Genomic DNA, 12780 nt, shown 5'->3' with positions numbered 1-12780 from the left:
AACAATTCATTCAAAAATAAAATTACAATAATTTTTTATCGTAAATCAATAAATATTTATATATTTACAACAATAAAATGAACACCCATGAAATTAATTGGCGAAAAATCTATCTCTACAATCTTAAGCAAAATATTACTGATTGGCTGTATGGGTCAATTGCTGTACTTAGGTTATCTCATCTTCGGATTTATTGTTGCCTACACCAACCTTCATCAGGAAACCCTTTTTTTCTCTGATATTTTTAAAACCGGAAATTTTAATAATGAGGTCGACAGCACTGCATCCAATGCTCTTGCATTCCAGTTCAATATACCATTTTCTGAAGCTGTTATTAAAGGAAATTTTACGTTCTCTACATTCACTTCAATATTATTTTTTCTTGGGTTCTACAGCCTGTTTACTTTTTATTTGTTCAGGATTTTTAAAGGAATGAGTACGGATATCATTTTTAATAAAGAAACCATCCGGTATTTAAGAAAATTTGCCTTCCTCAACATCATATTCATACCGATTTACTCAATCGTTTTATATTTCATAGATCAGTCAGTATACAGCATTGATCCTATGTTTATCCTGCTTCACCTTGCTACAGGTATCATCATTATATTCATTATCGAGTTCTTCAAAAAAGGATATGAACTCCAGACACAAACTGACTTAACAATATAACTATGCCTATTATTATCAATATAGATGTAATGCTTGCTAAACGAAAAATGCAATCTCAGGAGTTAGCTGAAAAAATAGGAATAACTCAGGCTAACCTCTCCATTTTGAAAAATGGAAAAGCCAAGGCCATAAAAGTTTCTACTTTGGAAGCAATATGCACTGCTTTAGACTGCCAGCCAGGTGATATATTAGAATTTAAACCTTAAAAATAAAAAACCATGAAATTATCTTCAATCCCTAAGAAAATACTCAGTCTGGTATTCGGACTGTGCACTGTACTGTTTATCTCTGCTCAGGAACTCACCCACGAGCATAAACAAATGCTGAAGTATGATAATACAGCCTACTTTCCCACACTGGTCAATAAAGAGAATATCAACTCATGCTATCAAATAGAAAACAATGCCTACACCTTATTAGGATTAACCATTAAAATGAACAGTAAAGAGGTGTTTCAAAAGCTGATTGATGAAAAAGCCGATATAGAAAAAGCATGTGATGGAAAGACTCCTTTAATGTTTGCTGCCAAGTATGGCAATACAGAGCTGCTGAAAAAACTTTTAATAAACGGTGCTAAAAAAGATACTAAGACTGAAAAAGGGTATACTGCCTTGGACTATGCCAAGAAATATGAAAAGCCAGAGGCTGTTAAGCTTTTGGAATAATAATGCAATTCTTTTTATTCGACATTTTCAAATGACAATAAAGAAAGGTTTTTAGATAATTTTTATTATTATTTTCGAACCAATACCCTAGATAAACCACTACAATTATTAACAAAACTTAGCAATTGATAATAAAATTTAGTTAGATTTGTATATTCTTAAAAATAGTTCTTATGAAAAAAATAATCTCTACACTCTTTCTATTTGGAATATCATTATATGCAGGTATGCTTTCTGCACAGCAACTTTCCCAAGCGAAAATGAGAGCAATCAATTCTGACAATATAGCTGCCTTTAAAAAACAGTTTGCTCCCGGAGATTACAATAAATGTTTTACGATTGGCCAGGAAGCATATACCCCACTTGGATTCAGTTCATTATATGGAAGCAAAACTCTTGTCAAGTTTCTACTGGACAACAAAGCAAATATTAATAAGAAATGTAAAGACAAGACTCCGTTGGAATTAGCAGAAATAGGAAAAAGTGAAGATACTGCAAAACTCCTGATAGAGCATGGAGCAGTTAAAAACTAAAATTCATTAAAAATATACAAGACTTCCGAAAGGAAGTTTTTTTGTTTATAAAACCTGTAAAAACCTTATCTTTGCCATCGAAAAAAACAAGGTTCGGATAGGAACCTTAAACATTGAACTTTAAACAAATAATTATGTTTCGATCACACACCAATGGAGAACTATCTCTAAAAAATCTGAATGAACAAGTTACACTATCAGGATGGGTACAGACTATCCGTGATAAAGGATTTATGATTTGGATAGATCTTCGAGATCGTTACGGAATTACTCAGTTGGTTTTTGACCAGGATCGCTCTTCAGCACAGCTAATGGAAGAAGCTAAGAAATTAGGCCGTGAATTTGTAATTCAGGTTTCCGGAAAAGTCATTGAAAGAGTAAGTAAAAACCCCAATATTCCAACGGGGGAAATTGAACTTTTAGTAGAAAAACTGACTGTTCTTAATAATTCACAACTTCCACCTTTTACTATTGAAGATGAAACCGATGGTGGAGAAGAGCTGAGAATGAAATACCGTTACCTTGATATCAGAAGAAATCCGGTAAAAGATAAGCTGATCTTCCGTCACAAAATGGCACAGAAAGTAAGAAATTATTTATCTGATGAAGGTTTTATTGAAGTAGAAACTCCTGTTTTGATCAAGTCTACACCGGAAGGAGCCAGAGACTTTGTGGTTCCAAGCAGAATGAATCCTGGGCAGTTTTATGCATTACCACAGTCTCCACAGACTTTCAAACAGCTTTTGATGGTAGGTGGAATGGATAAGTATTTCCAGATTGTAAAGTGTTTCCGTGATGAGGATTTAAGAGCGGACAGACAACCTGAATTTACACAGATAGACTGCGAAATGGCTTTCGTAGAGCAGGAAGATGTCATGAATGTTTTTGAAGGAATGACTAAAACTCTTTTAAAAGATATTACAGGTCAGGAATTTGGAAATTTCCCAAGAATGACTTTCGCAGATGCGATGAAAAAATATGGAAACGACAAACCCGATATCCGTTTCGGGATGGAGTTTGTAGAACTTAATGAACTGGTAAAAGGAAAAGATTTCAAAATATTTGATGAAGCTGAACTGGTTGTAGGGATTAATGTAGAAGGATGTGCAGACTATACGAGAAAACAGATTGACGAGCTTGTAGACTGGGTAAAACGTCCACAGGTTGGTGCCTCAGGAATGGTATGGGCAAAATTCCAGAATGATGGTGTGAAGACCTCATCTGTCAACAAATTCTACAATGAAGAAGACCTTGCGAAGATCATTGAAAAATTCGGAGCGAAGGAAGGAGATTTAATGTTAATTCTTTCCGGAAATGAGAATAAAGTAAGAGCACAGCTTTCTGCTTTAAGAATGGAACTTGGAAACCGTTTAGGGTTGAGAAAAGGAAATGTATTTGCTCCTCTTTGGGTAGTTGACTTCCCTCTGTTGGAATGGGATGAAGACACTGAAAGATTCCATGCAATGCACCATCCGTTTACTTCTCCAAAACCGGAAGATATCCACTTATTGGAAACTGATCCGGGTAAAGCAAGAGCTAACGCTTATGATATGGTATTGAACGGAAATGAAATTGGTGGTGGATCTATCAGAATTTTTGATAGAGATTTACAGTCAAAAATGTTTGACCTGTTAGGATTCACAAAAGAAGAAGCTGAAGCTCAGTTTGGATTCCTAATGAACGCATTCAAATACGGAGCACCTCCACATGGTGGTTTAGCTTTTGGATTTGACCGTTTAGTAGCTATCCTTGATGGCAATGAGGTCATCAGAGATTATATTGCATTCCCTAAGAATAATTCAGGGCGAGATGTGATGATCGATGCACCGGCTTCCATTGCTGATGCACAGCTTGATGAACTAGAACTTCAATTGAATTTAAAAGCATAAATATAAAGCGGAGATTTTTTCTCCGCTTTTTTTTTACCCAAAATTACTGAAACATCCAGTCTAGCTCCTCATTTGCCGATATCATTCTTTTTAAAAGCAACTATTCGGATGTGATACTACTCTACTGTCTATAAGATGGATTCCCACATACGTTTGAGTTTACCAGAATAAAACAAACTTTCTCATAATATTAGGATTATATTAATCTTATATCAACTACTCATGAAATAACTTCATTCACGATTTAATAGGAAAATTTAAACAAACAATCAATATTTCAACGAAATAAATACATAAGTAAAGCAAAGTAAGCAGTAAAACAACCATTATATTATGTATATAAATACAACTTTTGTTATTATATTTACAAAACACAGCTGAATGATAATTAAGATCAAACTTAGGAATTAATTTACCTCTGTACTATGTTCCATATGCTGATGAGCCGCTGTTCGTATTTGGAAAAATTTATCAATAAAACCAATATTTAATATTATATGAAAAGCAAATTATTAGTCTTATCAGGATGCCTTGTTTTGGCAATGAATTCATGTAGGTCAGATACCGAAAACGCTTCAATTGATCATACAACATCGAAGCTCAATGGCACAACGATTCACAAATTATCAATTAATGGGAATTATACTTATGTCAATGAAGTAAATGGTGAATATTTTTATGCAGATGATATTACTATTACCTCCGAACAATTTAACAAATTAAAGATGCAGGCCAATTCTGAATTGTCAACAATGGAGAAAAGTACAATTGTCAGCTCCTTTATTAAGACATGGCCAAATGCAACAGTATACTATACATTACCTAGCCAGGGAAGCCTGAGTACCCAGAATTATAATACGTTTCTTACCAATATTAACAAAGCGTTTGAAATGATTTCCTCTCAAACCAGTGTTCAATTTATTCAACGTACCAATCAAACTGAATATATCACCTTTACTTATTCTACTAGTACAAACAGTTCTCCACTTGGATGGGGAAAAAACACAGTTAATGGTATTAAAATTTATAATATTACCTATCCCGCAATTATTGCTCACGAAGTGATGCACTCTATGGGAATCATGCATAAACAATGCCGTCCGGACAGAGATCAATATATTATTGTAGATGTTAACAGGGCAATAGAAGGAAGCCGACATAACTTCAACCTTTACCATGATTACGCAGGAAATGGTGAATTTGATTTCGGGTCAGTAATGATGTATCAGTCCACAGACTTTGCTATTGATACAAGCAAACCTGTAATGACTAAACTGGACGGTTCTACTTTTACCAAGCAAAGAACAGCATTGTCTGCTGGTGATTATGCTGGAATTAACCATTTGTATGGACCTGTTAATGCCACTTCTGCAATCAATGGAACTTATACGCTGACAACATCTTTAGCAAGTGATAAAAATTTAGATATTTCCGGAAGTACCATTACAGATGGAGTTAATATTATTCTGAACTCAGCCTCTACAGGAAATAATCAGAAATTTACGTTCACCAAGTCAGATCATGGTTATTATATCATCAAATCTTCAGTGGATCCTACAAAGGTATTAACCGTAAAAAATAGCGGAACACTGAATGGAACAGCTGTAGAATTAAGAACCAATTCTAATACAGATTCTCAGAAATGGTTATTGTTCAATCTGGGAAATAATGGCTTTGGGTTCGCTCCTAAAAATGCACCATCCTTGCGATTAGAGGTAAAAGATGGTTTGACAACTAATCTTACGCCTATTGTAATCGGTAGTACGGATACAACGGTTCAGCCGTATACAAAGCAACGTTTTAAACTTACAAAGGTCAATTAACTTAAACTTTTTCATTCTTCCAGACGTAAGGAGGTTAGGAAATAAATTTCCTAACCTCCTCTGTTTTATATAAACACCGGTAAACCTACTTGCCTTAACTATTTACTGCTTAATTTCAAAATCTGCTCTCTTCCCGGGCCTATAGAAAGGTAAGCTACAGGAATACCCAGCTCTGCCTCCAAAAACGTCAGGAAGTCTTGTAATTCTTGAGGCAATTCGGAGCTGTTTTTCATATTGGAAAAATCGGCGTTCCATCCTTCCATCCACTTCAGTACCGGTTTTGCATTATCCGGAAGCACGGCGGAAATCTTTTCTATTTTTCCGTCTTCCAGTTCATAGTGTGTACAGATAGCTACTGATTTCAATCCACTTAAAACATCAGCTTTCGTCAATACCAATTGGGTGACTCCATTGATCATAACAGCATATTTTAAAGCAGGTAAATCCAACCATCCAATTCTGCGTGGTCTTCCCGTATTAGAGCCGAATTCATTTCCTTTTATCCTGATCTCTTCCCCCAATTCATCAAAAAGCTCTGTAGGAAACATTCCGTTTCCAACCCTAGTACAGTAGGCTTTTGCAATCCCGTAGATCTCACCCATTTTTTTCGGTGAAATACCTAATCCGCTGCAGGCTCCCGCCGCCGTAGTAGACGAAGAGGTTACGTATGGATAAGTACCATGATCGATATCCAGCATGGCCGCCTGAGATCCTTCGGCCAATATATTTTTCCCTTCATTTAAAGCGGTATTCAAATAGATTTCAGTTTCTGTACAGTTGAACCTCTTAAGAAAATCTACCGCTTCAAAAAACTCGTTGCTTATTTCTTCCAAAGAAGGAAGCTCCACATTCCCTTCTGCAAGCATTTTGTAATCTCTCTCTAAAATATGCCGTACTCTGCTTTTAAAGTCAGGAGCAAACATATCTCCTACTCTTACATTCTGTCTTAAAATTTTATTTGAATACGCTTGTGCAATTCCGTTTTTTGTAGTTCCGATAGTTGTATAATCAGGACTCTCCTCCATAAAAACATCCAGAAGCTTATGAGTAGGCAATACAAAGTGAGCTTTCAATGAAATAATCACATTCGTTTCCGGCTGAACCGTTTCATCAAAAGCCTGAAGATTTGCAATTTCTTTTTTAAAGCTTACAGGATCTAAAACAGTTCCCGTACCAATCACATTCTGTACCCCTTTCATGAAGATCCCCGAAGGAATCATTTTAAGAGTGATTCTTCGCCCATTCCTTTCTATACTGTGTCCAGCATTAGATCCACCATTAAAACGTGCTGTAATGTCATAATTTTCACTGATAAGATCAATAAACTTTCCTTTACCTTCATCTCCCCATTGTAATCCTAATACAATATCCATATTTTTAATTTTATGCTGCAAAATTAGGTTAGCCAGACATGAGAACCATTGTCATTTGGCAAAAAGCGTGGGATTTTATATTGTGCCACGTACAATGTACCAGACTGACAGTCTGCCCCTTAAACTTTGGTAAAGTTTTGGGGATTGATCATTTTAGGAAACAGAATATGCTCTGCCTCTTATGGAAATTGGTATTGTCTGTTAAAATACTATAAGATATTTCTTCTGATCCTGCTTAGGGAAGATGGCGTAATCCCAAGATAGGAAGCCAGCATAGATTGAGGAACCCTGTTAGCAAGGCCGGGATAATGGTTTAAAAAATGAATATAGCGGGCTTTAGCATCCTGGTTCAGCATGATACTCGCTACTTTAAGTTTATTTTCTGCTACAAAGACATGAATTCTGGCAAATAAGACAGGCCATATGACAATTTCTTTTTCCAGAATCTTGAAATGATCCCAATCAATAACAAGCAGTAAGGCATCGGTTACAGCTTCAATGTATTCATGAGAAGATACCTGATCTGTAAAACCCTGAAAGTCTCCGATAAACCTTCCTTCATAGATAAAATATCGCGTAAAGTCATCTCCCTGCTTATTATAATACAAAGATCTGAAAACGCCTTCCTTCACAAAAGCAATCTTTTTACTTACTTTTCCTGCTTCTACAAAACTGTCTCCCTTTTTTACACTAATCTCATGGATTCCCTGAGAGATGAGTAATTCTTCCTGATCACTCAGTACCCCAAATTTTTTGATGTAATTAAAAAGTTCATCCATGATTATTTGCCCGCAAATTGGAAAACATAAAGGTATAAAACTATATCTGTAAAACAATTGCCATTTGACAAAAAGCGTACAAACACATACCACACAAGCTTCCAACGGCATGTTAATTGCTTGATTTTTAAAAACGTAAGACAATGAAAGCAATTTGGAATGGTGCCATTGGATTCGGTTTAGTAAACATTCCCGTTAAGATTTACTCTGCCACGGAAACCAGTAAATTGGACCTTGATATGCTCGATAAATCTGATTTTTCCAATATCCGGTTTAAAAGAGTGAACGAGAATACGGGAAAAGAAGTCAAATGGGAAAATATTGTCAAAGGTTATCTCATGGATGACCAATACATCGTTCTGGATGAAGAGGATTATGAAGCGGCAAGTCCCGAAAAAACAAAAATACTTTCTATTGATCAGTTTGTAAAGGAAGAGGAAGTAGACAGTGTCTATTTTGAGACTCCTTATTATCTGGAGCCTCAGAAAAACGGTGAAAATGCCTACAGGCTTCTGTTAAAAGCACTTGAAGAAACAAAAATGGTCGGAATAGGTACTTTCGTACTCCGCGAAAGTGAAACAATCGGAATGATACGCCCATACCATGATAATATCTTAGTTTTGAATCGCCTGAGATTCGATCAGGAGATAAGAAGTTATTCGGATTTAAAAATTCCGGCACTTAAAGCACCGAAACCGGCAGAACTAAAAATGGCGGTAAGTCTTATCAAGCAACTTTCACAAGATTTTGATCCTGCCATGTATAAAGACACATATTCTGCAGACCTTATGAAGATTATCAAACAGAAGGCGAAAGGTAAGAATATAAAAGCTCAAAAAGCCCAACCCGCTAAAGAAGGCAAAGTGATTGACCTTATGGCCCAGCTAAAAGCCAGCCTGAGTAATTCTAAATCTAAATCTGCATCATAATGGCTCTCAAAGATTATCAAAAAAAACGGAAGTTCGATGAAACCAGTGAACCTAAGGGGAAAACAAAAAAGAGCAAAAACAAATTGATTTTTGTCATTCAGAGGCATGCAGCATCAAGGCTTCATTATGACTTCCGATTGGAGATGGAAGGAGTTTTGAAAAGCTGGGCTATACCCAAAGGGCCGTCATTAGATCCGCAGGATAAACGCCTGGCAATGATGGTAGAGGATCATCCTTATGATTACAAAGATTTTGAAGGAAATATTCCTGAAGGAAACTATGGCGCCGGGCAGGTAGAAGTATGGGACAGCGGAACCTATGAACCGTTGGATGAAAGTACTGCACTTTCTGACGAAAAGGAACTGTTGAAAGAACTGCATTCCGGATCATTAAAGTTTATCTTACATGGTAAAAAGCTGAAAGGCGAGTTTGCTTTGGTTAAAATGAAAAATGCTGAAAACAATGCATGGTTGCTGATTAAACATAAAGATGAATTTGCAGAAAGCCCATATGACGCTGAGGAAAACACCTCATCAAAATCTTTAGTCACCCAATTTTTAGAGGAAAAAAAAAGCCTGAAAATAAACGCAAAAAAGAAGTTATAACTTCAGGGAAACCTTTCAAAAGCTTTAATTCTTTAACCAACGAAAAAAAGCTTACAACCTTTATCAAACCTATGCTGGCGAAGCTTTCGGAAAATGCTTTTAATGATAAAGACTGGGTTTTTGAAATAAAATGGGATGGCTACAGAGCAATCGCAGACCTCCGCCATAAAGAACCCCTATTCTACTCCAGAAACGGAATTTCATTCTTATCAAAATTTGAAAGGGTAACGCGTGATTTCGCAAGACAAAAGCATCATATGATCCTGGATGGAGAAATTGTAGCATATGACCACAGGGGAAAACCCAGTTTTCAGCTTTTACAGCAAATTGGTGATACTCCCAGTCTAAGTCTTGTTTATCAGGTTTTCGACATTCTGTGGCTAAATGGCCACTCCACAGAGGAACTGCCCCTTATTCAGCGAAAAGAGCTTTTAAAAGAAGCGCTGGTTGAAACTGAAACCATTGTCTATTGTGATCATATTCCTGAAAAAGGTATTGAGTTTTTTAACCAAATGAAAAAAATGAAACTGGAGGGAATGATTGCCAAACGGGCTGACAGCCCATATATCGAAAATCAAAGAACCAGTGACTGGCTTAAAATAAAATTCACCAATACGGATGAAGCTATTATTTGCGGTTTTACAGAACCAAGAGGCTCACGCCAGGGTTTTGGAGCCCTGATTTTAGGGAAGTATATTGATCAAAAACTCACCTATTGCGGCCATACAGGAACAGGATTCAATAAAAATTCATTGCAGGAACTTTACAAAAGACTTCAAAAATTAACAGTCAGGATTTCACCTTTTGAAATAATTCCCAAAACGAATATGCCCGTAACATGGATAACACCTGAACTGGTGTGTGAAATCAAATATTCTGAGATTACTAAAGACGGAATTTTCCGGCATCCGGTTTTTATCACCATCCGTGAGGATAAAGAACCTGAAGAAATTAAAAGTCTGCTGAAGAGCAGTCAAAACGAAAAATCTAAAGGAATGAAAACAAAAACCACTTCCAGAAAAAAGGAAACTTCCGAAAAAGAAACTGAACTCATACTGAATAAGCATCATGTAAAGCTCACTCATCAGGATAAAGTATATTTTCCAAAAGATGGTATTACCAAGGGTGATGTAATCACTTATTACCAATCAGTCGCAGACTATATTTTACCTTACCTGAAAAACAGACCTTTGTCTCTCAACCGTTTTCCCAACGGAATAGAAGAACAGGGCTTTTATCAGAAAGACGCCGGAGATCATATCCCTGACTGGATCAAAACAACAAAGGTATACTCGGAATCTAATGATAAATACATTGATTATATCTACTGTAATGATCAGGCAACGTTGGCATATCTTAATAATTTAGGGTGTATTGATTTCAATCCATGGAATAGCTCTCTGCCGGATCTTGAGCATCCGGATTATCTGGTTTTGGATCTCGACCCGTCATCAAAGAATACATTTGATGAGGTTATTGAGACCGCCCTTCAGGTGAATGAAGTTTTACAATCTATTACAGTAAAAGGCTATTGTAAAACTTCAGGGAGTACAGGGATTCACGTTTATATTCCGATGGGTGGAAAATATGAATTCGACCAGGTAAAAGATTTCGCTCATATACTCATGAAACAGGTCAATGAAAAGCTCCCAAAGATTACCACCTTAGAAAGGAGCCTTCAAAAAAGAGATAACAAAAAAATCTATCTGGATTATCTTCAAAACAGAACCGGACAGACTTTGGCCAGTGCCTATAGCATAAGACCCAAACAAGGAGCATCTGTCTCCATGCCATTGGAATGGAATGAGCTCAAACCGGGATTGCAACCTACTGATTTTAATATTGATAATGCCCTGAATAGGATAAAGGAAAAAGGAGATTTGTTTAAACCGGTTATGGCTAAGGGTATTGATATGATAAAGGCTTTGAATACTATGCAGAATATTGAATAATTTTGATATTTTTGCCGAAAACTATAATCATGGAAAACACTCTTAGAATTCAAGTAAATTTTAATGAGAAGATTATTCGTAAACAACTTTGGACGTATTTCTACTATTCATGGAAAAAGAAAATGCCTACTATTTTACGAAACTTCTTTTATGTATTATTTATCATTTTTATTTTTGATAGCCTTCTGGGCAATAAAACCAGATACAACTTCTTACAATTTGTTATTGTATTTTTAGGCCTTACCTGCATTTTTTATCTTATTAACTTTTATTATCAAAAGATAACCTACTCCACTAAGATAAATAAGCATATTGATGAATTAAAAGGATATCATCCTGTCACAGAATTATATTTTGATGAAGAAAACTTTTATATCAAAGGTGAACAGTATGATGTAAGAAGTATTTGGAAAAAAATCACTTATGAAGTTTCCGGTAACATTATTTTGATTCAAGTTGAAATAGGAACTCCCTTTATCTACGTTATCAGCGAAGAAGAAACTGATCAATATTCCGAGATTCTTAGCTTTTTGAAACATAAAGCAAAGTCAAAGAAAAAATAAAAAAACCTGCATTGTTAGCAATGCAGGTTTTTTTTAAGGTTTTATGCCTTTTATTTATTGTAAACATGAATATCTCTCTGTGGAAAAGGGATTCCTATTCCTGCCTTATCAAGAGCTTCTTTACAGTTGATAATCAGTTCCTCATTCATTTTCCAGAAATTCTCATTAGAGGTGGTCACTCTTACAGATAAGTTTACAGCACTGTCACCAAGTTCTGTTACCATTACCTGTGGGGCAGGTTCTGTAAAGGCATATTGGTTGTTATTGATCACCCTCATTAATATTTCTTTGGTCTGTTTAAGATCTGCATCATACGCTACTCCTATATCCAAAGAAGTTCTTCGGGATCCTAATTGGGTAAAATTAGTAATGCTGTTATTGGAAACTACCCCATTCGGGATGACAATTAATTGGTTTTGTGGGGTAATCAGCTTGGTATGAAAAATATCGATAGCCTCAACGGTTCCTGAAACACCGGAATTGGTAGAAATAAAGTCTCCTATTTTAAATGGTTTTAACAGTAAAATAAGAATTCCACCTGCAAAATTGGTTAGTGATCCCTGTAATGCCAGACCTACTGCCAAACCGGCTGCACCAATCATCGCCACAAAAGCTGAGGTCTGTACTCCCAATTGGGTAACAACCACTATAAAAAGAAGAATATTAAGCCCCCAATTAATAATATTTAAAAGGAAAAGCTGTAAAGAAGCTTCCATATTACGTTTTTTAAACGCTTTTGCAACCAGCTTTTTAATCATTCTTATCATCCATGAACCAATCAGGTAGATCAGTATTGCAGAAATTACTGCTGTGATAATTCTTGGTGTCCATGAAATGGCTGAAGATAGTAAAGAATCCCAGTGTTGTTGAATGTTGTTTAATTCTAAATCGTTCATTTGTCTGCTTCTTATTTTAGTATTTGTATATCTGTTATGGGCTTCTTGTACAAGATTTAAAATGAAAATGAGTATAACATCATCCGGTTTCCAAAAAGAAA

General features: G+C 35.8%; 13 protein-coding genes. 10 read left to right on the top strand and 3 right to left on the bottom strand.

Annotated elements, in window-relative coordinates; translation table 11 throughout:
- Window positions 1–87: 87 nt before the first annotated feature.
- The 6 genes from JML65_RS14490 (at window position 88) to JML65_RS14465 (ending at window position 5582) form a co-directional block, all read left to right on the top strand.
- The gene (locus JML65_RS14490) at window positions 88–672 is read left to right on the top strand and encodes a DUF2975 domain-containing protein (RefSeq protein WP_202271246.1); all 585 of its coding nucleotides are present in this window, start codon (window positions 88–90) and stop codon (window positions 670–672) included.
- Between the two features lie 2 nt (window positions 673–674).
- Window positions 675–878, top strand: coding sequence for a helix-turn-helix domain-containing protein (locus tag JML65_RS14485; protein WP_047488898.1), 204 nt, complete (start codon window positions 675–677; stop codon window positions 876–878).
- 12 nt (window positions 879–890) lie between these two features.
- Window positions 891–1337 carry an ankyrin repeat domain-containing protein gene (locus tag JML65_RS14480; RefSeq protein WP_202271245.1) on the top strand — a complete coding sequence of 149 codons (447 nt, stop codon included), beginning with the start codon at window positions 891–893 and terminating at the stop codon, window positions 1335–1337.
- Window positions 1338–1510: 173 nt separating this feature from the next.
- Entirely contained in the window at window positions 1511–1870 is a 360-nt protein-coding gene (locus JML65_RS14475; protein ID WP_202271244.1) for an ankyrin repeat domain-containing protein, read from the top strand.
- Window positions 1871–2004: 134 nt separating this feature from the next.
- Window positions 2005–3759 (top strand): aspartate--tRNA ligase, encoded by a 1755-nt coding sequence (gene aspS / locus JML65_RS14470; RefSeq protein ID WP_202271243.1) that lies wholly within the window; start codon window positions 2005–2007, stop codon window positions 3757–3759.
- A gap of 497 nt (window positions 3760–4256) precedes the next feature.
- Window positions 4257–5582 (top strand): M12 family metallopeptidase, encoded by a 1326-nt coding sequence (locus JML65_RS14465; RefSeq protein ID WP_202271242.1) that lies wholly within the window; start codon window positions 4257–4259, stop codon window positions 5580–5582.
- A 98-nt stretch (window positions 5583–5680) separates the two neighbouring features.
- On the opposite strand, the gene JML65_RS14460 is transcribed toward JML65_RS14465, so the two are convergent.
- Together JML65_RS14460 and JML65_RS14455 are read right to left on the bottom strand one after the other, a co-directional pair.
- Entirely contained in the window at window positions 5681–6955 is a 1275-nt protein-coding gene (locus JML65_RS14460) for an adenylosuccinate synthase (RefSeq protein ID WP_202271241.1), read from the bottom strand.
- A gap of 209 nt (window positions 6956–7164) precedes the next feature.
- Window positions 7165–7734, bottom strand: a complete 570-nt coding sequence (locus JML65_RS14455) for a Crp/Fnr family transcriptional regulator (protein ID WP_202271240.1) — start codon at window positions 7732–7734, stop codon at window positions 7165–7167.
- A 143-nt stretch (window positions 7735–7877) separates the two neighbouring features.
- On the opposite strand from JML65_RS14455, the gene JML65_RS14450 reads away from it, so the two are divergent.
- The 4 genes from JML65_RS14450 to JML65_RS14435 all read left to right on the top strand — a co-directional run bounded on the left by JML65_RS14450 (window position 7878) and on the right by JML65_RS14435 (window position 11783).
- Complete coding sequence (locus tag JML65_RS14450) at window positions 7878–8663, top strand: Ku protein (protein ID WP_084085729.1); 786 nt, start codon at window positions 7878–7880, stop codon at window positions 8661–8663.
- The gene (locus tag JML65_RS14445) at window positions 8663–9268 is read left to right on the top strand and encodes a DNA polymerase ligase N-terminal domain-containing protein (protein ID WP_202271239.1); all 606 of its coding nucleotides are present in this window, start codon (window positions 8663–8665) and stop codon (window positions 9266–9268) included. The genes JML65_RS14450 and JML65_RS14445 overlap by 1 nt, the downstream gene beginning before the upstream one ends.
- A gap of 71 nt (window positions 9269–9339) precedes the next feature.
- Window positions 9340–11220 (top strand): DNA ligase D, encoded by a 1881-nt coding sequence (gene ligD, locus JML65_RS14440; RefSeq protein WP_202271238.1) that lies wholly within the window; start codon window positions 9340–9342, stop codon window positions 11218–11220.
- A gap of 29 nt (window positions 11221–11249) precedes the next feature.
- Window positions 11250–11783, top strand: a complete 534-nt coding sequence (locus JML65_RS14435) for a hypothetical protein (protein ID WP_202271237.1) — start codon at window positions 11250–11252, stop codon at window positions 11781–11783.
- A gap of 50 nt (window positions 11784–11833) precedes the next feature.
- Here JML65_RS14435 and JML65_RS14430 read toward each other — a convergent pair whose 3' ends face one another.
- Window positions 11834–12679, bottom strand: a complete 846-nt coding sequence (locus JML65_RS14430) for a mechanosensitive ion channel family protein (protein ID WP_047488865.1) — start codon at window positions 12677–12679, stop codon at window positions 11834–11836.
- Window positions 12680–12780: the final 101 nt, after the last annotated feature.

This window comes from Chryseobacterium sp. KMC2 (assembly GCF_016756935.1).
In the GTDB taxonomy this organism is placed as follows: Bacteria; Bacteroidota; Bacteroidia; order Flavobacteriales; family Weeksellaceae; genus Chryseobacterium; species Chryseobacterium rhizosphaerae.
The sequence above is the reverse complement of the archived record's forward strand: the minus strand, read 5'-3'. Positions and strand labels throughout refer to the sequence as shown.

Excerpts from the sequence above, each read along its gene's own strand:
- JML65_RS14480 (WP_202271245.1), top strand. The coding sequence starts at position 891 with ATGAAATTATCTTCAATCCCTAAGAAAATACTCAGTCTGGTATTCGGA.
- JML65_RS14460 (WP_202271241.1), bottom strand. The coding sequence starts at position 6,955 with ATGGATATTGTATTAGGATTACAATGGGGAGATGAAGGTAAAGGAAAG.
- JML65_RS14465 (WP_202271242.1), top strand. The coding sequence starts at position 4,257 with ATGAAAAGCAAATTATTAGTCTTATCAGGATGCCTTGTTTTGGCAATG.
- JML65_RS14435 (WP_202271237.1), top strand. The coding sequence starts at position 11,250 with ATGGAAAACACTCTTAGAATTCAAGTAAATTTTAATGAGAAGATTATT.
- JML65_RS14485 (WP_047488898.1), top strand. The coding sequence starts at position 675 with ATGCCTATTATTATCAATATAGATGTAATGCTTGCTAAACGAAAAATG.
- JML65_RS14450 (WP_084085729.1), top strand. The coding sequence starts at position 7,878 with ATGAAAGCAATTTGGAATGGTGCCATTGGATTCGGTTTAGTAAACATT.
- JML65_RS14455 (WP_202271240.1), bottom strand. The coding sequence starts at position 7,734 with ATGGATGAACTTTTTAATTACATCAAAAAATTTGGGGTACTGAGTGAT.
- ligD (WP_202271238.1), top strand. The coding sequence starts at position 9,340 with ATGCTGGCGAAGCTTTCGGAAAATGCTTTTAATGATAAAGACTGGGTT.
- JML65_RS14445 (WP_202271239.1), top strand. The coding sequence starts at position 8,663 with ATGGCTCTCAAAGATTATCAAAAAAAACGGAAGTTCGATGAAACCAGT.
- JML65_RS14475 (WP_202271244.1), top strand. The coding sequence starts at position 1,511 with ATGAAAAAAATAATCTCTACACTCTTTCTATTTGGAATATCATTATAT.
- JML65_RS14490 (WP_202271246.1), top strand. The coding sequence starts at position 88 with ATGAAATTAATTGGCGAAAAATCTATCTCTACAATCTTAAGCAAAATA.
- JML65_RS14430 (WP_047488865.1), bottom strand. The coding sequence starts at position 12,679 with ATGAACGATTTAGAATTAAACAACATTCAACAACACTGGGATTCTTTA.
- aspS (WP_202271243.1), top strand. The coding sequence starts at position 2,005 with ATGTTTCGATCACACACCAATGGAGAACTATCTCTAAAAAATCTGAAT.